This is a genomic window from uncultured Pontibacter sp. (genome assembly GCF_947492645.1).
In the GTDB taxonomy this organism is placed as follows: Bacteria; Bacteroidota; Bacteroidia; order Cytophagales; family Hymenobacteraceae; genus Pontibacter.
The window spans coordinates 24,517-46,561 of sequence record NZ_CANLMZ010000002.1; the positions used below are offsets into that span (position 1 = coordinate 24,517).

The following is a 22,045-nucleotide window of genomic DNA, read 5'->3' on the forward strand; positions in this document are numbered from 1 at the left end:
ATGGTTAAGTTGTGGTGGGTTCTTGTGCGGGCTGCTCACGCATCGCCAGGTAAAAATTGCGGCTATAGGCTACCAACCCGAAAATCTGGCCTAAAAACAGAATAGGGTCCAGGCGCAGCACCGCATACGACATGATCATGAGGCTGCCTACCAGGCTTATCACCCAAAAACCTACCGGTATTACAGACTCCTGCAGCCGCTCTGAGTAATACCATTGGTACACAAACCGCAGCGTAAAAACTACCTGCCCCAAGCCTCCCCAGGCTATCAAAGTGCCCGATATCTTGCTGTGCTCCATTATGTAGCTAAAGCTGTACTTGTCGCTCCAGAGCAGCCAGCCAATGGCAAAGAAAGGAAAAAGCAAAGCTCCCCATCGCACAGGTGGCGCAAGGTTCTCCCACAGGTTCTTTAATTTAAGGTTGCGCAGGTAAATGAAGTATGATATAAGTTGGCCGCCTACAATTACAATGTCGTTGCGCAGGGCTCCGTAGGCCATTAAAAGTATAGACGCTATCACGCTGGTTGTCCAGAAGGAGGTAGGCGAGAGTACTTTTCCCGCTTTCTCAGACTTTATCCATTGCGACAGTATGCGTGCCGAGAAAAGGAGTTGGGCCAGTAAGCCTACTCCGTATATCAGCATCTCAGAAATGTCCATTGGCTACTGGCTGGTTCGTAAATTCTTCGGCAACAGTATAGTTAATGTAACGCTTGCGCATCCACCTGAAAGCAAATGTATCGTTGAGCGGGCCCCAAAGCCGGTTAAAAAGATGGTACTTGGAGTAGCCTGCATACCGCTCGAAATGCTGCACCGGCAACTGCTTTACTTTGCCGCCCTGCAATTGTATGAGCGCCGGTAAGAAACGGTGCATGCCATCAAAAAACGGGACACGCTTGGCGTAAGCAGCATCCATTATCTTTAGCGGGCAGCCTGTGTCTACAATACCATCGTTTATCATGTAGCGCCTGAAGCCGTTGGCAATTTTAGAGGAGATTTTCTTCACGAAAGTATCCTTGCGTTTGGCGCGTATGCCGATAACCATATCGTGGTGTGGCAGGTGCTCGAGTAATAGCATGAAATCCAGCGGAGAGGTTTGCAAATCAGAGTCGATGTAGCCGATGTGTGTGGTCTGGATTGTATCAATGCCTGCTTTTATGGCGGTACTCAGGCCATAGTTGCGGTTTAGCGATAAAAAACTGTAGCCAATCTTCTGCTGGCATATTTCCTTTATCTGCTCCAGGCTGTTGTCAGTAGAGCCATCATTCACAAACAAGACCTGAGTAGGTACAGGAGTTCTCTCCAGAAAAGCATCCATAGCTTCAGTAAAGCGTTTCAGGCAACCTTCCTCATTGAAAACGGGCACTATTACGGTAAGTGACAAAGAATCCATCTACTCTATTTTTTACTAACGTCTGATTTAAACTTTATAAACTGCTGTACCTCGGCTTTAAGCAAGTACTGGCATTGTAACTGCTTCGTATCCAGGCTATACTTGCTTTGAAACAAATCGTTCAGAAACTTGTCAGCCCTCCTGTCTTAAGAGGGAGTACTACTCGGGACTGTTTTTTGGTAACCGGCTGCTACGCTTGCATAACAGCTGCATGTGGCTGTTTTGTGTATTCTTTATACCAGGCTACAAACTTAGCCAAACCATCTGCCAGCGATGTTTGGGGGCTATAACCGGTTGCCTGTATCAGTTCATCCACATCAGCATACGTACGTTCCACGTCGCCGGGCTGCATAGGCTTTAAATCCAGTTTAGCCTTTTTGCCCAGTAATTGCTCCAGGTTAGCTACTAAATCCAGTAGCGGCTCTGGTTTGTTATTGCCGATATTGAATACTTTGTATGGGGCTGTACTTCCAGCTGTAGCACCTGTTTTGGGGCAATCCTCCAGCAATTTAAGTATACTTGTAATTACATCATCCACGTAAGTGAAATCGCGGAGCATGTTGCCGTTGTTAAAGATCTGGATGGGTTTACCTGTTGCTATAGCCTCTGCGAAACTGTAGTAAGCCATGTCCGGGCGCCCCCATGGGCCATATACCGTAAAAAAGCGCATGCCTGTTATGGGTAAGTTGTAAAGGTGCGCATAACTATGGGCCATTGCTTCGTTTGCCTTTTTGGTAGCGGCATAAAACGATACCGGTAAATCTGTCTTGTCGCTTGTTTTAAAGGGAATGCTGCTGTTTAAACCATAAACTGAACTAGACGAGGCAAAAAGCAAATGCTTTATGCTATGCCTTCGGCAACACTCCAGCACGTTGGCAAAACCTACCAGGTTGCTGCTTACATAAGACTGCGGGTGCTCTATGCTATGCCGAACACCTGCCTGCGCTCCCAGGTTAATTACTACATCAAATTTATACTTTGAAAATAGTTGTTGCAGGTTTGCTTCATCTGCCAGGTCAAGCTTAACAAAATATTGGCTATACCCCAGGTTGTTCTGCACAATCTCGTTGTAACCGAGGCGCTGCGTCTCAAACCCTTGGGCACGGAGGCGCTCCGTTTTCAGGTTGGGGTCGTAGTAACTGTTCAATACATCCAGCCCCACCACGATGTGCTCAGCATTACGCAAAGCCAACATCAGGTGGTGACCGATAAAACCTGCGCTTCCTGTTACCAGAATCTTTTGTCCTGCCATGCCTGTTCAGATTTAATAGCGGCTTTTTTTTAAGTAGCTGCAACCGCTAATTCTACACTACGAATCTGTAGTAAATTTGTAGTGAATTTTCAGTTTTCGTTATAAATGTTTCGGGTTAAAGCCGTCCTCAACCCGAATATCCTTCCGTATACTTTCATCCTTCTACGAAAGTGTATATTTTTAGGGATAGCTTATTTCTGATGATTGCCTGCCATACAATTCTTACAGGCAGTATCACACAACTATACCCTGCCCATGCGCCCACTTCTTAAAAGCGTTTTATACTTGCTGCCCGGCCTGCTGCTGGTTTTGCCAGCTCTTGCCCAGCACCCCGACAATGTAGCTGCCATTCGGCAAAAGCTAGCCCAGGAACGGCAAACGGCCTTACAGTTGCCTGCTGCAAATGCTGCTGCCAAAGCAGATAAACTGGTAGAGCTAGGGCTATGGGAGGAGGCGCGTGAGGTGTTGCAGCAGGCAAAGCCATCTGCAGCCGTAAAAATGGCGGAGGCAAAGCTGGCTATACTTCAAAATGATTTTGATGCTGCTGAAAAACTGGTAGCTGCGGCATTAAAGTATAATCCAAAGTCACCGGATGCCCTGTTACTTAAATCCAGGTTGCAGGTGCAAGCCTGGCAATTGCCTGATGCCATGGCAACTGCACAGCAGGTGCTACAGGCAGAGCCTAAAAACGAAGCCGCTGCGCTGGCTATCGGCCGTGTGCTGATGCTGCAGAAAAAGTATAAGCAGGCGCTGGAGTGGGCACAAAAAGTACAAAGCCTGAACCCGAAGAACGCCGAAGCCTACCTGCTGGAGTCTGATGTGCACTTCTGGAACCAGAAGCCGGAACTGGCCGAAAAGCCCTTACTTACCAGCCTCACATTAAACCCGTTTAACCCCGATGCCCGCTTTAACTACGGCTATGCCATCTGGCGCCGTGTAGATGCCACCCAACTGAATGCCATGGCAGCGCAATGGGAATTAGCTTTGGAGTTGAACCCCTTGCACTACGTTACGCATTGGCATTGGGGCAACGGCCACACCAACCTTACCTACGCCGACTACGCGCAACCCGATGATGAGCAGGTACGCCAGGAGTTAAAGGCTGCGGATAAACTCTTATCTGAAAATAAAATAGGACAGGCGCTGACCGAGATTGAAAAAGTACAGCAAAAATATAAAAGCTCAGTATTGCCGCTAATGTTGAAGGGATCTGCCTATTACATGGCTTTTGATATGGATCGTACCACGCGCCTGGATTCGGCACAGGCTATATTTAAGCGCATACTACTTAAAAAGAAACATTACGGCCCGGCACACAATGCCTTGGCTGCTGTTATAAAGCAAAAGCAACTTACTTACCTGCACAACTACGACTCGCTGCAGCAGGTTATCCAAACAACTTTGATCAAAGACCCGGTAAATTTTACCAGGGTGTTTCCGGATGTGGCATACTATCCCGGAGATGAGGTTCAGAAAATGGTATGGTCGCAGCTTTACGAGAGCATCGTATACTTTCCGTTCCTGTCTAAGCAAAACGAGAAGTTCGTAATTCCGCCTTTGCACATGGACCTGGCCATTGCCATGCAATCGCCCTACTTCAGGCAGGCTACCACCTTTGATAACCGCCAATGGATGGATATACGCGGTGTTGGCAGCGGTGCTGCTGCTATTGAGTACGTTGTGCGCGGCTCCTACCTGGAGCGAAACGTGGTATTGCACGAGTATGTACACCTGTTTCATGGGCGCGTATTTACCGATGCCGAAAACCGGATGGTGCGCCGCCTTTACAACAATGCCATGAAAGAAGGCCGCACCCTGGACTACTACTCAGCTAACAACGAGCACGAATACCTTGCCCAAACCTACCCGGCCTACTTTGAGCCCGTAAAGGTGCACCCGCTCAATCATAAGTCCATTAACACCACCGCCGACCTGAAGGCCAAAGACCCTGAACTTTATACTTTTCTGGACCAACTGGTGCAAAGGCAGCGCACCTACTTGGCCGGTAACAAGCAAGCAATGGCCAGCAACTGGGCCGAAGTATACCTTAATCTGGCAGAGCAGGCACAAAACAGGAAAGACTATGCACAGGCAACATCTCTGCTCGATACTGCTTTGGTATGGGACGCAAACTACCAGCCGGCGCTAATAGCCTATGCTGGGGTTAAACAGGTGCAGAAACAATTTGAGGCTGCAGGTGACTGGCTCCGGAAAGCAAAAGAAGTTGCTGCCGGTTACGCGCCGATTTACCTGGCAGAAGCAGCGTTAACGGAAGCACAGCGGAGAGAGGGCAAACTAAAGCAACAAGAGGCGATACAACATCAGGTTAGCTTGTACAGTAAGGCGCTAGAGCTAGAAGATGACCTGCTGATGCGAGCACAGGCAAACCAACGTTTCAGAGAGTTTTACCTGAGCTATGGTATGGTGCCCGAGGCAATTGCCGTTGCCAAAAGTTACATAAAAGATGCCCCGACTGTTTCTACCTACCTCCGTGACCGCCGCGACGAAGCCATTGCCTTTGCCAGTTGGTTGCAGGGAACATCAATACAGACGCAGGAGCCGGAGCAGGTTTTGGCAAAGCTTGTTGCGCAAAAGCCGCAGCAGTATGAGTTGCGCCGGCAGTATGCCGATGTGTTAGCTGCGCAAGGCAAGTATAAAGAGGCATTCGAAACACTAGAGGAGGCACAACGAATACTAAGTGCGGCCGGAACACCCCGTGCCGATTACTTGCTGCGCATGGCAAACTATAAACTGCAGCTTCAGGACAGAGACGCAGCCATGGCCGTAGCACAACCGCTGCTTACGGGTAAAGCCAACCTACGGGGCGAAACATACCTGCTGGCGGGCCTCTATGCCGACTTAGGAATGATACCTAAAGCAGAAGAACTTATGCAACAGCAGGCTGCACCAGCCACACAGCAGGAGTTGGTACAGCAGCAGTTTGCCCATGCCCGTATGCTGGAGGCGCAACATAAAAACAAGAAGGCTATTAAAGTTTATAAAGAGGCCCTGGCCCAACAGCCCTACCACCTCGAACTGCGCAACCGCCTGGCAAGCCTGTTGCTTAAAAGTGGCAAAGCAAAGGAAACTGCTGCAGTACAAAATTTTGGTAAAGAACCCATAACATTGTAAATAGCAAAACAAACTACAACTATACTTTCAACAATCTAACCAACCAACAACATTATGAGAATACGTTTACTCCTGCATATGTGGGCTTTGCTGCTGCTGCTGGTAACTGCAGCCTGTCGTAATACACCCTCTGGCAACGAAGGCGCCGTTGCGGTGACCAACCCCATGCCAAACGAAATAAATGCGTTGCCTACTACCGTTTACCTGGTGCGCCATGCTGAGAAAGATATCGCTAACCCATCTGATCAGGACCCAGGACTTACACCTGAGGGAGAAGTCAGGGCAGCGGCATTGCGCGCTGAGCTGGAAGGCCAAAAAATAGATGTGCTTTATGCAACAAAGTATAAGCGCACACAAAATACACTTAAACCTATGGCAGAGGCCCGAAACCTGGAAATTAACATATATGAGGCGCATGATTTCAATGGCCTGCAGAAAAAGATACGCGAGGAGCACCCAGGTAAAACAGTAGTGGTGGCAGGCCACTCGAATACGTTGCTCCCATTAATCGAAGCATTCGGTATAAAGCGCCCTATTGCGGATATAAGAGACAGCCAATACGATTACCTGTTTAAGTTAACCTTTACGCCCGATGGCACATCAGCTGTGGAAACAACCCGCTTCGGTGCCAGCTCAAAGGAATAATCTATTATGCCCTCAATTAAAAGAAAACCCCTGGCCATCAAGGTCAGGGGTTTTCTTTTGCTCACAATTGTAAAAACATCTTTGCCTTTAATCTGCGTAGGTAATACAACACGAAACCAAGTTTTATGCGCGCATTAACAGTTAAAGTACCACAAGGAAAAGGGGAGGAGGTTAAAGAAAAGGCTCAGGAACTTAATGGCAAAAACCTCAGCATCGAGCAAGTGGAGGCCGGAGAGTTAGTTCGGGTGCATTTGAGTAATAAAAATGTAAATCAGTTTATAGAAAATATAAACAACATAGAGGAAGCAGAGATTACGCTGATTCCGAGGGGGGTTATCACGTTGTACCCACCCCACGACCAGGCCCCAGACCAGGTGACGGATGTAACTTACCGCAGCCCCTTAGAGATATTTATGGGAGGTTTGCAAAGCGTTGGTTCCAAGGTGGGGTTAATGGGGTATGCGCTTTCAGGGGGAATACTGGTGTGGGTCGGGCTTTATACAAACACCGTTTTCTTATTGGTAGCGGCTATGTTGGTTTCGCCTTTTGCAGGCCCTGCCATGAATGCTGCTCTGGCGGCGGCAGCCGGCAAAGGTAAGTTGCTGCTTCAAAGCCTGAAACGGTACTTCCTGGCTATTTCTATCAGTATAGTCACCACATTTATACTTTCTTTTCTGGTTGGGCAGGAGCATGCCACCCCTTTAATGGTGGAGGTAAGCCACATATCCCAAATGGCCGTACTTTTACCCTTGGTTGCTGGCTTTGCCGGCGGCATAAACCTTATACAATCGGAACGGGATAGCCTGGTGCCCGGTGCAGCAGTAGGTACGTTGGTGGCGGCCTCGTTGGCACCGCCTACCGGCCTGATTGGCATGGCACTTAATTTCGGGAACTGGCAGATGGTGCAGAGTGGCATTTTCCTGCTTATACTTCAGTTGGCGGTCATACAACTATCGGCGGCCTTGGTTTTCAGGTACTTGGGTAAGATAACCATAAAAGGCGTGCGTTTTGCAGATGGGCAGGAGTATGTATATAAGCTCTCTTTGGTGGTATCGGGGCTGATAGTGGCCGGGCTGATGTATTGGCAGTTTAACAAACAGCCCAACCTGCAAAAAGGTAGCCTTGCCACGCAGATAACCGAAACTATTCGCACCTCATTAAAAGAGTATGACTATGTAGAGACCATTGAAGTAAACGCCCGGTTTACCAGGGGCACTCTACCAGACCTGAACCCTGTTATCTGCGAGCTCTATCTTTACAACCGCAGCGACTCTTTGCCTGATGAACAGGTAAAGCAACTGCTGCAAGCCGAACTGTTCAGGCGTGTAAAAGAGAAAAACTTTAACGCTGACCCGATGTTCGACATCAAAATGCTTGACTATAAAGGAGGAGAAGGCAAGCCTTAGCGCGTAACTACTACAGAGCGAGCCAGCCTGTCATGCAGGGTTCTGCGGGAAATGGGATGCACGCCAAGTATAAAGCGCATCAACAGCATTACAACAGAAAGCGGTTTAGTAAGATAACGGATGGAGGCACTCTTAAACGATATCCTTTTTCCGGTGGTGGAGGTTACGCGCAAACCCGTAAGGTATTTACCTAGTGTAGCCTGGCAAGCACAGGTTTCCATGCCCGCAAAGTATAGCCAGGCCAACGAGAAATCGAGAAGGCGCTCTGGCTTAAACAAGTAAGCTTGCTCGTTGCTGCTATAAGTTAGATAATCGATTATGCCGATAAGAGTAAGTAAAAGCAATACATCCAGTACAAGCGCAACCATGCGTTTACTTAAATCAGCAAGCTCAGTTTTCTTGTCTGTTTGGGTATAAATTGCCTGCATATAAATAGTAGTAGAGTTCTCCGCACCTTCTTATACTTTTATGTCCGTAGTTGGTTACAGGCTATGCAGGATTATTTTTATTATGGATAAATTGTGGTACCGTGTTGATGTTTAAGGTGTTATGACAGGAAAAGAGGCTGTCCTAAGGGTATTGCCTCTTTTCCTGTTACTTAAATATTTCGTTGCCTCTATAACTTAGGCCGTATCCGGAGCGCAGCCTACGCGTGGTTTATGATTTGGCTGGAGCAGGCGTAAAACGCTCTATCTTATTTTTTTGTGGCTCCAGGGTTCTCAAATACCTGTAAATGGCACGCAGGTCTTGCTCTTTCATGCCGGCATACATGGCCCATGGCATAATCGTGTTCATTTCGCCTGGCGATACTTTTCGCGCTGTCATAGCTGGGTCTTCAAAGCTTTTGAAGCGCTGCACAAACATATCCTCCGACCATGTGCCAATGCCGGTTTGTTTATCTGGGGTGATGTTGGCAGAGCGCAGCACAGCACCGTTCGGAAACTTAAACTCGAATCCTCCAGCCATATACTTGCCCTCGATAGGTTTGCCCTTTTCTGCCGGGGTGTGGCAGTCGCCGCAAGATGCAATTGTTAAAAGGTACTTGCCTCTAAGTACTTCATCGCCTAAAGCAGTTTCTTCCACAGAGTTGGCATCTGCTTTAAGTGGCATGGTACGCATAATCAGGTTCATCGGGAAATCAGGATCAGCCTTTGGCACTTCGTTTTTAATTGGTTTTAAGGTACGGATGTAGGAAATAATAGCATAAGCATCCTGCTTCGACATTTTGTTATAGGCATTATAAGGCATCACCGGGAACAGAGGGTCTCCGTTTTTGCTTACGCCTTTGGTCATGGCACGGTAAATTTCGCCGTCAGTCCAGTTGCCAATGCCGGTTTCTTTGTCGGGGGTGATGTTGCGGGCGTAAAATGTGCCAGGGAAACCCATACTATGATTAAACACCTCACCACCCTTGCCTTCTGTTCCTGGCACCAACGGAGCTGCAAACTTGCTAAAGTCCCTGGCAGAGTGGCAATCTATACATACGGCAACATGGTTGGCCAAATACTCACCGCGCTCTACTAAGGCAGGGGTTTTGTTAATGGATATGGTAGGGGCAGCATCTACATTCGGGAAGGCATATTGCATGTAAAGTATGCCAGCTGCTGCGATAGCAACAATTGCCACTACCACATAGCCAAAGATCTTCAGGGCTTTTTTCATAGTTATTTAGGATTAATATTAATGGATAATATTAATTTAAAATATGATTAAAGTCAATTTATGCAAGGGCTATATTTATTTATTTTGCGTAGGGTATGCCTGGTAATGAGTGTACAGGCAAAAAAAATCCGCAGGAGGAAAGCCTGCGGATTTTTAAAGTATGAGTAAGTATAAAGTTATTATCTAAAAGTGTTCTTACTATCTACTATTTGCACATCCTTCACATTTAGTTTATAAGTGGCAATTTCATTGTCCTCAGCCAAAACGTCTTTCGGTAAACCTTCTTTTACAAGGTTAGAATAGCTCATCGGTGAGGGCGTATTGTTTAGTAGCGCCTGCTTAAGTGGTTCTGCTTCGCTATCGTCGGTTACGATGGTTACAAACATATTCTCCGTCTGCCAGTATTTCTTCACCGCATCGTTTACATCCTGCACCGTCAGGTTAGCCAATAGTTTATCCAGTTCCTCTATGTAATTCTGGCGGCCATAAAAGCGGGAGTCCATTAAAAAGCCAAGCTGTTTCTCCTGTGTCTGGATGTACAGTTTAATGTAGGAGCGCAGGAATTTACGGGTTAGCTCAAAATCCTGCTGCGTCATGCCGTTCTGGATCAGGTTATCTACCTCACGCATAGCCAGGCGCAGCGCAAAGTGTGCATGGCCTACGTTTATATCTTTTAATTCGGCGTACTGCTGCTTCAGGCCTTCGGCTATCTGCACCGGGCGTATCCAGAGGGCAAAATAGTTAGAACTGCGCGGCACCCCCGGGTTTGGCAACTGGAAAGAGCCGCCGTTGTCGTACCACTCAATGTAGGAATAGTCGCCGTAGTTCATGGAGCGGGTGGTGCGAATCTTGTCGTAGAGCTTGCCGTAGCTTTTGCGGTGCTCGCCTAAGTATGAGTTGGCCACCATCAGGGCTGCAAATTCGTCGGCAGAGCGGGTAACCGGCATAGGCGTACCCGTGAAAATGGCCGAGCCCAAGGCATTGTTTTTCTGAATGATCTCTACCTGCACGCCATTTGGCTTGTTTGGCTGACCTGCTACTGGTATGTTTGGCTTTACATCGGATAGTTGTGCCATGTCCGCTTTCAGTTTGTTCAGGAAGTCAGCGCTGTAGTTACCGGCAATCCCGATCATCAGGTTGTTGCGGGTAAACATGTTGCGCCAATGGTTCTTCACGTCATCCAGAGTTATACTTTGCACGCTGGCCGTTTTGCCTTCTACCATGTGCTGATAGTTGGTGCCCCGGAACAACAGATCTTCCAGCGCCTTTTTGCTGTACTCTTCGTCTGATGATGCTCTGATCACCTCATCCACAAAGTTCTGCTGGTTCGATTTTACACGCTTAAAGTCTTCTTCGGCAAAGGCAGGTGTCAGCATCAGGCCGCGCACGATCGGGTAAAAGTCATTCAGGAAATCCTGGTGTACGGCAAAGGTAAAGGTAGTTACTTCCTTATCCACGTTGGCACCGTAACCAGCCGCCCACGGAAATATTCTGTCCTTTATCTGCGACACCGTCATGTCCTGTGTGCCCGATTCGGCGATCATCTGGGCTGTGGTATAGGTCAGGCCTTCTTTTCCTTTCGGGTCCGACATAGAGCCGTTCTTGAACATCAGTTTAATGATAACCTTGTTCGACTCCGGCTGTTTCAGCTCCACCACTTTGTCCGGACCAAAGGCCAGGTTGGCATCGTAGGCAGTTGGCGTAGCGCTGGCGGTTGCTGTGTTGGTAGTGGTGTCTGTAGTGGTTTGCTCGGATACCTGCGGCTGTTTGGCACAAGCGGTTGCCAGTAATACTACAGGTAAGATATATGCAGCTAATCTTTTCATGCTTTTATACTTGATGTTTCGATAAACTTCTATTTAACTGTAGCTTACTTAACCGGCGACTTATCGGTAGGGGCAATGGTGCCAACCGTGAGCGTCTGGTTCACAAAATACTTCTTCGCCACATTCATCAGGTCCTGAGCCGTAATAGTATCAAATATACTGTAGATGTTGTTCAGCGATTCTGGGTCGCCGGTAAGCCAGATAAAGCGGGACAGCGAGTTAGCAATGGCATCAGGGCTATCCATGCTCATCGCAAAGCCATACTTGATGCGTGATTTGGTATCCGCCAGTTTCTGGGCATCTACAGGCTTCGTTTTGGCATTATTCAGGGCTTTCATCAGTTCATCTTTAACATACTGCATGTCATCGGCTTTTATCACAGAGGCTGATACAGAGATCAGGTTCGGGTCGCGGGAAAACTGTGGGCCGCCGCCAATAAAGCGTGCTTTCTGCTCATCTACTACTAATTTGCGGTACAGGTCAGAGTTTTCGGAGAAAAGTATGGTGGTAAGTATACTTAAAGCAGGCAGGTCTTTGTCTTTATCAGAGAAAGCAGGGCCTTTAAAATTGAGGCTCAAGTATGGCGGAAATCCCTGCTGCTGCACATGCGCGTAGCGTGTCTGGGTTTGCTTTGGCTCTGTCGGGATGTTAGGCTTATAGTTACCGCGCTTCCAGTCGCCAAAATACTGTTGGGCCAGGCTGTTTACACGCTCTGGAGTTACATCACCCACCACAACTATAGTAGAATATTCGGGGCGGTAAAAACGATCGAAGAAGGTGAGGGAGTAATCGTACTGGTTTGGCATGTCTACCACATCCTTGAAAAAGCCCATGGTAGTGTGGGAGTAGGTATGCTTGGTAAAGGCTGTGCTGACCAGTTTTTCGTACAGCTGCTGGTAGGGGCTGGCAGAGTTTTTAGTATACTCACCTTTTACCGCACCGGCCTCTGTTTTGAAATCGTGTACGCTATACTTCAGGTTCTGAAAACGGTCAGCCTCAATCTCAAACATCTTGTCCAGCATTTCGGCGTTTCCTGTCATGTGGTACACGGTTCTGTCGATGGAGGTATTGGCGTTGGCGGCGGCGCCCATTTCTTTCATAATGTCGCCGTAGGCTTCTTTGCTATACTTGTCGGTTCCCCGGAACATCATGTGCTCAAAAAAGTGGGCAAAACCAGTTTTTCCTTTTTCTATCTCTTCACGGGAACCGGCACGCACCACAATATAGAAAGCAGCAAGGCCGGGGCTGTTGTAAGGAACCGTAACCACATTCAGGCCGTTGTCCAGCTTTTTCTGATGGATAGGATAGGGCAGGATCTTTTCTTTCTGGCTGCTTTGCTGCGCCATCGCCGCCGAAGCGACAAACACCAAAAGCAACAGGAGTACTACTATTCTGTTTTTCATACTAGTTTTATATAGTTTGATTTAGTTGCAGATACTGGTCTTACGGTATTTTTGTAGTTAAATATATAGATTTTACCCTTTTTACCCTGTGTTGTTGCAGTTGCAAGTATAAAATCGCCCAGCCTTAAACTTTTATCGACCAATAGTAGGCGATGTATACTTTTTTTAAGCCGGCAGAAAACAAAGCGGCCACAGTTTGTACAACTGTGGCCGCTTCTGATACTCTAAGGTATAACCTTAAACCAGTTCAGGCTCCTTATTTTCTCTCGCTACAGTATCAGCAGCTATTTCCGGGTTTGTCGTTTCCACTAAACCAATTTCAGGCTCTGGGTTAAACTCACCTTCCCAGCGGGCAACTACAGCAGTAGCAAGGCAATTGCCGGTTACATTTATAGAAGTGCGGGCCATGTCCATCAGCTCATCAATACCAAGTATGGCAAACACCGGCCACACCGGCAGGTCGAAGGAGGCAACGGTGCCTAAAAGTATAACCAAAGATGCGCGAGGCACACCGGCCACACCCTTGCTTGTTAGCATCAGGGTAAAGACCATCACCAGCTGCTGCTCCCAGCTGAGCGGGATACCAGCGGCCTGTGCCACAAATACAGAGGCCAGCGCCAAGTATAAAGTGGTGCCATCCAGGTTAAAGCTGTAGCCTGTAGGCATTACAAAAGCTACAATTCTACGCGGCACACCCAGTTTCTCCATTTCTTCCATGGCGCGTGGCAAGGCAGCCTCGGAGCTGGTGGTAGCAAACGCAATAGACACCGGACCAGAGATGGCCTGCAGGAAACGCTTGATCGGGACTCTGGCAATAAGCGCCACCGGAAGCAGGACTAAAAGCACAAAAGCGAGAAGCGCCACATAAAGTGTAGCCAGTAACTGGAACAGGTTCACCAATATGCCTAGCCCCATATGGCCCACCGTGTAGGCAATGGCGGCACCTACACCCACCGGTGCAAAGTACATGATGATGTTCGTGAACTTGAACATGGTTTCGGAAAGGCTTTCGCAGAAATCAAGCATGGGCTTGCGCTTTTTCTCGTTTACCATGGCCAGGCCAATGGCAAACAGCACGCTGAACACCACGATCTGCAGTACCTGCCCTTCAGCAATGGACTTGGCGATGTTCTCCGGGAAAACGTGAAGTATAATATCAGAGGCCGATTGCTTGGCTGCCGGGGCAATCTCATCGTTTACTTCGGCCAGGTTCATGCTGATGCCTTCGCCTGCTTTGCTAATGTTGATGGCTGCCAGACCGATGAAAAGGGCCAGCGTGGTTACAATCTCGAAGTATACGATGGCTTTCCAGCCCATACTTCCCACTTGCTTCAGGTTAGAGTGGCCGGCTATACCCACCACGAGCGTGGCAAAAATAAGCGGTGCGATAATGGTTTTGATCAGCTTCAGGAAAACCTTGCTGAGCACGTTCAGGCCGGTAGCAAAACTCGGAAAGTCATAGCCAATCTCGGCGCCCACCACCATACTGATCAGAATCCAGGTGGTAAGGGAGCGCTTCTGGATGCCGTACATCAGCAACACGCCAATGCCAACCCAGCGTACGGCCATAAGCACATCCGCCGACAAAGAGATAAAACTGTACTGTTGCAGTACAGTAAGGAGGGCGGCTATGGTAATACACACCAAAGTGGCCAGCGGTAGAAAAGATTTTTTCATAAAAATGAATGTAAAAGCAGGCGTTTTCAGGCAGCTGCCGGGTAGATTTTATTTGCAGCCAAACATTGCTTTAAAGAACCTGAACAAGGGAAAAAAGCTAAAGGTACAGCTACAAAAATTTAGCAAATATAGAAGCAAATTGCACATCAGCAAATAGCTGCAAACCCAATTCTGAAACTTATTTTTCTGGCAGGTACAAGTATTAATTGCAGGGCCTGTAAATTGTGTTGCTTAGGGTTATTTTTCTGCCGTAACACACGTATGCAAGTATATAATATTTACCTTTTTGGTTGATGTATGCTTACATGGCACATAGAAGCGCTGCACCTTAAACTGAAGTATAAAATTAAGGCGGCAGCGTGCGCTGGCGAGGATCGGGTTAATTTCCTGGTGCAGGTTTCGGACGGCAGCTTGAGCGGTTTTGGGGAGGCTGCGCCGCAGGTGCGTTTCGGTGAAACACCAGAGCTGCTCCTGCAGCAATACCAGGTGCTGCTAATGGCAGGGCTGGTGCTGGTTAAAAACTTAGAGGACCTGCACCAACTGCTTCTGGAGCACCAGCCTATTAATTCTTTGCGCTTTGCCGTAGAGGCCGCCTACATCCATTACTACTGCCAGTTAAAGAGTTTGCCGGTAAACCAGGTGCTAGGGCAACGGCCGCCACACAACCAGCCTACCAGCTTCTCTTTGCCAGCCATGGAGCCTGAGCTGGCCCTGGCTTACATGCAACAACAGCGCATTAACCGGTTTTGCTGCCTTAAACTCAGAGTTACCCAGGATACGGATGTGGAACTGGTAAACAAGCTGCTTCGCGCTTCCGAAAGACCTGTAATGCTCGAAGGCAGCGAAAGCTGGAGCGACCCCGATAAACTACTGGCGTTTCTCAGATCCCTTGACAAAGACCAGGTTATTTCAGTAGAGCAACCCATGCCCGCTTCGCAGGGATATGCCTATGCCCATCTAAAAAACAAAACGCCAATTCCGATTATCGCAGACGAGTCCATTACCCATGAGGCTGACTTTGAGCTGTTGCGCGAGGAGTTTCATGGTGTAAACATAAAACTGATGAAAGCGGGAGGGTACTTGAACGCCCTTCGCTTGATGCGCGAAGCCCGCAAGTATGGGCTGATGACCATGATAGGCTCTATGGTAGAAACATCCTTGGGCATCTGGTGCGCTATGCAGCTAAGCAGCGGCTTCGACTTTGCAAACCTGGACGGATTTTTGATGCTTACCGAAGAGCCTTTTAAGCTGGTGAAAGAGCAGAACGGAATCCTGTACCTTAAATAGCAACAAAGCCTTACCTGCGCAGTTAAAAACTTAGCCTATATTTATGGTTTGGTAATTATCAGGATTTATGAAACTTTTTTAAAATATTTCTGTTGATGTGTTTGTACATTAAATGTATGTACATATATTTGCATCAGCATTATGAAAGACCTTGACTGCATGAAGATTGAAGAAGAAATAAAGCAGAAGACCTTTAAGAGTGCTTATCATAAAGCATTTATCAATGTAATGTATACATCTGGGTGGCTACAGCAACAGCAGGCTGCTATTTTCAAGCCCTATAGCATTACATTGCCGCAGTATAACATTCTGCGCATCTTGCGTGGGCAGCACCCACAACCGGCTACGGTAAGCCTGCTTATAGAGCGTATGCTTGATAAAACGTCTAACGCCTCCAGAATAGTGGATAAGCTGGAAGTGAAGGGACTTGTTACAAGAAAGCAATGCCCGGCAGACCGTAGAACCGTAGATGTGCTGATCACCGATAAAGGCTTGGGTTTGCTTAAAGAAATGGAGACGATAGAAGGCGGTGAAGCTACAGGCATCAAAAACCTTACGGAAGAAGAAGCAATAACGCTCAGCGACCTGCTGGATAAAATCAGAAACAAATAATTACCATAAATCAGGATCAATAAAAATAAAATGAAAAAGTTAGTAATTCTTGCCTCTTTGGCATCTGCTGTAATGTTTACGGCTACTGCTGGTAACACACCTAATACAACTGCTACAACAGAGGTAACTGCACCTGCTAAAGCACGCGCTTTTAAAGTAGATGTAACAAAAAGTGACTTAAAATGGCATGCTAAGAAAGTAACTGGCGAGCACATGGGCAATATTGCTCTTAAAAGCGGCCAGATGCTGGTTGATGGTTCTAAAGTAACTGGCGGTACGTTTGTAATCGACATGAACTCTATTACTTGCTCTGACATCAAAGACGAAGAGTACAACAAGAAGCTGGTAGGCCACCTGAAGAATGACGATTTCTTTAGCGTTGATAAACACCCAACAGCAACTTTCAAGATCACAAGTATTAAGCCTATCGCGAAAGCTGCAGCTGGCCAGCCAAACCAAACCGTAACTGGTGACCTTACTATCAAGGGCATCACAAACCAGGTTAGTTTCCCGGCAACAATCTCTGTTAAAAACGGAGTAGCATCTGCTAAAGGCGACGTAACTGTTAACCGCGCTAAGTATGACGTGCGTTATGCATCAACAAGCTTCTTCGATAGCCTTGGCGACAAAGCTATTTATGATGATTTCGTGATAACACTTGATGTAACTGCAAAGCAGTAATCGAGCAATCTTATAAAAGATAGTTTGTTTTGATTTCCGCTCCACGCTGGCAACAGGGTTGGAGCGGTTTTCTTTTTAGAGTATCTTTAACAGTACTCTGATCGTATTATTTTGCTTTACAACTATTTATAAGAAGGTTTTAGTTAAATCACTTTGTTTTAAAATTAAATGTACGTACATTTAATTAATTCTAAATTAGACCCAGAAACAATGAGAAAAACAGCATTTTATGCCAGCTTGATGGCAGCGGTATTTTTTACGGCTTGCGGTGGCGAGACTACAGAAACAGCACAAAGCACCGAGGTAACAACAGAAGCAGCAACTGGTGAGGGCGAAGTGTACGAAATAGCGCAGGACCAGAGTTCTGTAGCTTGGTACGGCGAAAAAGTGCTGGGTAAGCATGAAGGCGAGATAAAACTGCAAAGTGGCCAGCTTACCGTTGCTGATAACCAGTTAACCGGCGGTACAATAGTGATGGATATGAAAACCATCGCTAATAAAGATTTAACCGACCAGGAGCAGAATGACAAGTTAGTAGGCCACTTAAAATCGGATGACTTTTTTGGTGTTGAGACATATCCTACAGCGACGTTTGAAATAACAGGAGTTTCTCCGATAGCCAATGCAGCTGCAGACCAGCCAAACTATACTGTGCAGGGTAATTTAACTATAAAAGATAAAACTGAGCAGATCGATTTCCCGGCGCTGGTCACTGTAGATAACAATACGGTGAAAGCAAAAGCCGATGTGACCGTAGACCGCTCAAAATTTGACGTGCGTTTTGGCTCTGAGACTTTCTTCGGGGAGTTAGGGGATAAGGCTATCTCTGATGAGTTCAGGCTGAGCCTTGACATCACAGCGACGAAGTAATTAAATTATTTTCAGGAAAAGCCGCTCCGGATGTATTTTCGGGAGCGGCTTTTTTGTTTTAAATTAGCCATTGCTTTTTACCTTTGGCTACTACAGCCAATCAATGCGATGAAAAATTTACGAGCTATACTTTTATCCGGGTTTATACTTGCTTTACTTATAGTCAGCGCCTGTAGCAAAAAAGATACACCGGATGCACAGCAACTGGTAGACCAGGCTATTGCAGCACATGGTGGCCAGCACCTCGATAAAGCTATAGTTACCTTTAAATTTCGTGACACCCGTTTTCGTGTGCTGCGCGATGAGGGTGCCTTTGTATACAGCCGCACCTTTACCAACGACACCACAGGGCAGCGCATACATGATGTGTTAAGCAACAGCGGCTTTAAACGTACTGCCGATGATGTGGAGGTTGAGCTGCCACAGGAACGACAGCAGGCTTATACTGCATCAGTTAACGGAGTAGTATACTTTGCGCTGCTGCCATACTTCCTGAACGATGCTGCGGTGCAGAAAGAGTATATCGGCGAGGCAACCGTAAAAGGAGAGCCCTATCATAAAATTAAGGTTACTTTTGCCCAAGAAGGCGGCGGCGAAGACCATGAGGATATTTATGTATACTGGTTTCACAAGCAAACGCACACCATGGATTACCTGGCCTACAGCTACCAGGAAGAGGATGGCAGGGGCTCCAGGTTTAGAGAAGCCGTAAATCAGCGCGAGGTAGGCGGCGTACGTATCCAGGATTATATTAACTACACAGCCAAGGAGAATTTTGCGCTGGAGAATTATGATAAAGCCTTTGAGGCTGGAAACCTCGAAAAAGTATCTGATATTATACTAGATGAGGTGCAGGTGTCGGAGCTGTAACAATTTTGTATAAGTATAACCATGCCGCAAGTTTAGCGGCAGCGTAACTTGAGGATGTGTAGGAGGCTAGTATGTAACTGGCTTTCTGCGCAAGCAGAAAAGTATACTTTCTGAGATAAATTTTTCACTTAGAAGATTGGCATGTTTATCTACAGTAGACAAAGTATAAAATATAGCCAAACCATCCCAGCCCCATGTTTTTCAAAGCAAAGCAGTTGAAAACTACTGCTTTGCTTTACCACCAGTTACCGCTACACTCAAAATGGCGGTATACAATACATTTAAGGGTAAGAAATCATGCTAAATCATTAAAATCCCCTTAATCACCAGTCTCAAGCTCCCTTGGCAGCTCTACCGGCAAAGGTTTGTTGCGCTCACGGATCTGCAGCAGGTAATCGTCTATCGTGTCTTTATACTCCAGGTGGTAATCTTCGTGCAGGTTTTTGCGGATGAGCTGAATGGTTTTGAGCAGCAAACGGGCCGTTGAAGTATAAAATACCTTATAGTAGCTGTCGAACTGGCCGGTGTAGTTCCTGAAAATGATGTCTAAGGTATACAAGTGCAGTTCTACTTCGCCTTTTTTGTCTTTGGTGATGCGCTTGAAACGGGCAATCTCTTTTGCTGCTTTACGTAACGCCTTTGCCAGGGCTTTGGGCAAGCTGCGGCCGGTGGCATTCAGAAACAGATCATGTATTGTGTCCTGGCTTTGCTCCTGCAGTTCTTCCAGCGTCAGTTCGCCCAGTTCGTAGGAAAACATGTCATATAGCTCGGCATCGCGGCGCACGGCCTTTAATAAGAGTGCTTCCTTATCCTTATCGCTAAGTTGTTTGATAGCTTTTTTGAAAGATGCAGATGGTGCAGGCATGGTGGTTTGCTATTGTTTTATACTTTGACTTTATGACACAGGACTGCTTAACAAAAGACTTTCCGTATCTCGTAGCACGTATCAAGTAGCAAGACTTCATCTTTAAATTTATAGCTCGATAAACTTATGATACTTTTTAAGTCTTTAGTCTATTGTCACAAAGTCTATTTTCTAATTGTCAACGAATTCTTTGTCAGGTTACAGCCTACGTTAACAGAGGCTAAAAGTATAAGAAGCTGCACGTTGGTGGTGCAGCTTCTTACAAAAGTATACTTTAAAGACTTGATTCGGTAACTTTCAGATTCTCGTCGAGGTACTGCGTTACCTTGCGCATCAGGTGCACACGATCTTTGCCTCTAACGTTGTGCGGGTGGCCCGGGTAAACAAAATAATCAAGTAGGATACCTTTGTCTACAGCCGTTTTCAGGTACTGCAGGCTGTGTTGCCATACTACTACGTCGTCTACAGTACCATGTATCATCAGCAGTTTACCATTCAGGTCCTGCACATAGTTTAGCAGATTCGCTTTCTCGTATCCTTCCGGGTTTTGCTCCGGAGAGTCCATGTAGCGCTCTGTGTACATTACTTCGTAGTAGCTCCAGTCAATAACCGGGCCGCCGGCTACACCAACCTTAAATACATCCGGAGTACGCGTCATAAGCGAAGTCGTCATAAAACCACCATAGCTCCAGCCGTGCACGCCCATGCGGTTGGCATCTACATAAGGCAAAGATTTAAGGTATTCCACACCTTTCAGTTGGTCAGCAACTTCCGGGGTACCCATCTGGCGGAACATCGCCTGCTCAAATGATAAACCTCGGTTAGCTGATCCACGTGAATCCAGGGTAAACACTACATAGCCTTTCTGCGCCATCAGGTGCATCCAAAGGTTAGCGCCGCTCAGCCAGTTGTTTGTTACCAGCTGCACATGGGGGCCACCGTATACATACACCACCACCGGGTACTTTTTGCTCTTGTCCATGTTCGGAGGGGTGATGATGCGGCCGTAAAGGTCAGTCCCATCCTCTGCCTTAATGGTAACTATGCTTGTCTCGCCCAGATTATATGCTGTAAGTGGGTCTTTAGCAGTTAGTAGCGTTTGCGCTACTTTGCCGTTATTGTTAAGTATAGCAATTCTGCGTGGTGTTGCCTGACTGCTGAAGTTATCGATGATATACTTGCCAGAAGGGCTAAGGCTGGCATTGTGTGTACCTTTTTCAGTAGAGATGCGCTTGCTTTTGCCGTTGTTCAGGTTTACGCTGTAAATGTGGCGCTCCAAAGGGCTTTCTGCAGTAGAAGTATAGTATAGCTCGTCGCCTTTTTTGTTAAAGCCCAGAACATCGGTTACCATCCAGTTACCCTTGGTTAGCGTTCGGATTTCTTTGCCGTTTGTGTCGTACAAGTATAAATGGTCGAAGCCGGTGCGCTCGCTTACACGTACAAACTGGTTGGCTTTGCCCGGCACAAAGTATAAACCGTGCTCCGGCTCCACATACTTGTCGTGCTTTTCTTCCAGTAATGTTTTTACAAAGTTGCCTGTAGCCACCTCGTATTGGTTCAGCTTCATGTGGTTCTGGTCGCGGTTAACCACGGCAATGTAAATGTGCCTGCCGTCAGGGCTCCAGGTAAGGTTGGTCAGGTACTGCTCGGCGGGCTCACCGGTTTTCAAGAAGGTAGTTGCCTTCGTATCCAGGTTATAAACGCCTATGGTTACGTGGTGGCTTTTGCCGCCAGCCATTGGGTATTTAATAGCATTTAATTGTGCAGGCAACGGAGCCACATCTACCAGCGGATAGTCTGTAACCATACTTTGGTCCATGCGGTAAAAGGCCAGCTGCTTGCCGTTAGGCGACCAGAACGTACCTTTCGTGATGCCGAACTCAGAGCGATGTGCTGCCTGTCCGTTCACAATGCCTTTGTTTTCCTCGTTGGTAACGACTACATCTGGCGCACCCGGGGCAGAAACAAACAGGTTATTGCCTTTGGTATAAGCCACGCGCTGGTTGGTTGGGTCCAGTTCGGCGTTCTCAGCCTCTGAAGTATACTTTGCTACAGCCGTTGCCTTACCTGTTTTCAGGTTGTAATGGTAAACAGCGTTTTGCGTGTTCAGTACCATGGTGTTGGCATCAGCCCACTGTATTGCCGGGAAACCGGTTAATTTTTTAGCGCCAGCCGCCTCTAAAGCGCTGCTCAGTTTGTTTAGCGTAAGCGCCTCACTCTGTTTGCCTGTACCGGCATTGCCACGCACCAGTACTTGCTCGCCGTTGTTTTGCTTGATAAAAGTATAATCCTCAGAGCCGGCCACCCAGTTTAGCTGGCGCAGGTTCTCAGGCTGAAGCGCCGGGTTGATAATAGCGTCTTCCATGGTCAGCATTTTGTTCTGGGCCTGCAACTGCAGCGAAGCAGCCACAAACGCAAGTATAAATGCAACACCCTTAAATTGCTTAGATAATGTCATTTAGCTCGATT

General features: G+C 47.2%; 18 protein-coding genes. 8 read left to right on the top strand and 10 right to left on the bottom strand.

Features of this window, described 5'->3' with window-relative positions; translation table 11 throughout:
* Positions 1 to 4 precede the first annotated feature (4 nt).
* The 3 genes from Q1A23_RS02275 to Q1A23_RS02285 all read right to left on the bottom strand — a co-directional run bounded on the left by Q1A23_RS02275 (position 5) and on the right by Q1A23_RS02285 (position 2,640).
* Complete coding sequence (locus Q1A23_RS02275; RefSeq protein ID WP_299818914.1) at positions 5 to 655, bottom strand: lipid-A-disaccharide synthase N-terminal domain-containing protein; 651 nt, start codon at positions 653 to 655, stop codon at positions 5 to 7.
* The gene (locus Q1A23_RS02280) at positions 642 to 1,388 is read right to left on the bottom strand and encodes a glycosyltransferase (protein WP_299818917.1); all 747 of its coding nucleotides are present in this window, start codon (positions 1,386 to 1,388) and stop codon (positions 642 to 644) included. Before Q1A23_RS02280 ends, Q1A23_RS02275 begins: the two co-directional genes overlap by 14 nt.
* A gap of 190 nt (positions 1,389 to 1,578) precedes the next feature.
* Entirely contained in the window at positions 1,579 to 2,640 is a 1,062-nt protein-coding gene (locus Q1A23_RS02285) for an NAD-dependent epimerase/dehydratase family protein (protein WP_299818920.1), read from the bottom strand.
* Positions 2,641 to 2,895: 255 nt separating this feature from the next.
* Between Q1A23_RS02285 and Q1A23_RS02290 the strand changes: the two genes are divergently transcribed.
* The 3 genes from Q1A23_RS02290 (at position 2,896) to Q1A23_RS02300 (ending at position 7,823) form a co-directional block, all read left to right on the top strand.
* Complete coding sequence (locus Q1A23_RS02290; protein ID WP_299818923.1) at positions 2,896 to 5,772, top strand: tetratricopeptide repeat protein; 2,877 nt, start codon at positions 2,896 to 2,898, stop codon at positions 5,770 to 5,772.
* 54 nt (positions 5,773 to 5,826) lie between these two features.
* The gene (locus Q1A23_RS02295; protein WP_299818926.1) at positions 5,827 to 6,417 is read left to right on the top strand and encodes a phosphoglycerate mutase family protein; all 591 of its coding nucleotides are present in this window, start codon (positions 5,827 to 5,829) and stop codon (positions 6,415 to 6,417) included.
* Between the two features lie 125 nt (positions 6,418 to 6,542).
* Positions 6,543 to 7,823 (top strand): DUF389 domain-containing protein, encoded by a 1,281-nt coding sequence (locus Q1A23_RS02300; protein ID WP_299818929.1) that lies wholly within the window; start codon positions 6,543 to 6,545, stop codon positions 7,821 to 7,823.
* Here the strand turns inward: Q1A23_RS02300 and Q1A23_RS02305 are convergent.
* The 5 genes from Q1A23_RS02305 to Q1A23_RS02325 form a co-directional block, all read right to left on the bottom strand.
* Positions 7,820 to 8,251 carry an RDD family protein gene (locus tag Q1A23_RS02305; protein ID WP_299818932.1) on the bottom strand — a complete coding sequence of 144 codons (432 nt, stop codon included), beginning with the start codon at positions 8,249 to 8,251 and terminating at the stop codon, positions 7,820 to 7,822. The genes Q1A23_RS02300 and Q1A23_RS02305 overlap by 4 nt on opposite strands.
* 229 nt (positions 8,252 to 8,480) lie before the next feature.
* Complete coding sequence (locus Q1A23_RS02310) at positions 8,481 to 9,485, bottom strand: c-type cytochrome (RefSeq protein WP_299818935.1); 1,005 nt, start codon at positions 9,483 to 9,485, stop codon at positions 8,481 to 8,483.
* Between the two features lie 179 nt (positions 9,486 to 9,664).
* On the bottom strand, positions 9,665 to 11,311 hold the full coding sequence (locus tag Q1A23_RS02315) for a pitrilysin family protein (protein WP_299818936.1): 1,647 nt from the start codon (positions 11,309 to 11,311) through the stop codon (positions 9,665 to 9,667).
* 44 nt (positions 11,312 to 11,355) lie between these two features.
* Positions 11,356 to 12,714 carry a pitrilysin family protein gene (locus Q1A23_RS02320; RefSeq protein WP_299818939.1) on the bottom strand — a complete coding sequence of 453 codons (1,359 nt, stop codon included), beginning with the start codon at positions 12,712 to 12,714 and terminating at the stop codon, positions 11,356 to 11,358.
* Positions 12,715 to 12,951: 237 nt separating this feature from the next.
* Entirely contained in the window at positions 12,952 to 14,391 is a 1,440-nt protein-coding gene (locus Q1A23_RS02325) for a cation:dicarboxylase symporter family transporter (RefSeq protein WP_299818941.1), read from the bottom strand.
* 297 nt (positions 14,392 to 14,688) lie between these two features.
* Between Q1A23_RS02325 and Q1A23_RS02330 the strand changes: the two genes are divergently transcribed.
* The 5 genes from Q1A23_RS02330 to Q1A23_RS02350 all read left to right on the top strand — a co-directional run bounded on the left by Q1A23_RS02330 (position 14,689) and on the right by Q1A23_RS02350 (position 18,711).
* The gene (locus tag Q1A23_RS02330; RefSeq protein WP_299818944.1) at positions 14,689 to 15,678 is read left to right on the top strand and encodes an enolase C-terminal domain-like protein; all 990 of its coding nucleotides are present in this window, start codon (positions 14,689 to 14,691) and stop codon (positions 15,676 to 15,678) included.
* Positions 15,679 to 15,819: 141 nt separating this feature from the next.
* Entirely contained in the window at positions 15,820 to 16,290 is a 471-nt protein-coding gene (locus Q1A23_RS02335) for a MarR family transcriptional regulator (protein ID WP_363322014.1), read from the top strand.
* A gap of 30 nt (positions 16,291 to 16,320) precedes the next feature.
* Positions 16,321 to 16,971: a YceI family protein gene (locus tag Q1A23_RS02340; RefSeq protein WP_299818946.1), complete on the top strand. Its 651-nt coding sequence runs from the start codon at positions 16,321 to 16,323 to the stop codon at positions 16,969 to 16,971.
* A 210-nt stretch (positions 16,972 to 17,181) separates the two neighbouring features.
* Positions 17,182 to 17,841, top strand: a complete 660-nt coding sequence (locus Q1A23_RS02345) for a YceI family protein (protein ID WP_299818949.1) — start codon at positions 17,182 to 17,184, stop codon at positions 17,839 to 17,841.
* A 108-nt stretch (positions 17,842 to 17,949) separates the two neighbouring features.
* Complete coding sequence (locus tag Q1A23_RS02350; RefSeq protein WP_299818952.1) at positions 17,950 to 18,711, top strand: DUF6503 family protein; 762 nt, start codon at positions 17,950 to 17,952, stop codon at positions 18,709 to 18,711.
* A gap of 319 nt (positions 18,712 to 19,030) precedes the next feature.
* On the opposite strand, the gene Q1A23_RS02355 is transcribed toward Q1A23_RS02350, so the two are convergent.
* A complete protein-coding gene (locus Q1A23_RS02355; protein ID WP_299818954.1) occupies positions 19,031 to 19,576 on the bottom strand; it encodes a hypothetical protein in 546 nt (181 codons plus the stop codon).
* Positions 19,577 to 19,850: 274 nt separating this feature from the next.
* On the bottom strand, positions 19,851 to 22,034 hold the full coding sequence (locus Q1A23_RS02360) for a S9 family peptidase (protein ID WP_299818957.1): 2,184 nt from the start codon (positions 22,032 to 22,034) through the stop codon (positions 19,851 to 19,853).
* Between the last annotated feature and the right edge of the window lie 11 nt (positions 22,035 to 22,045).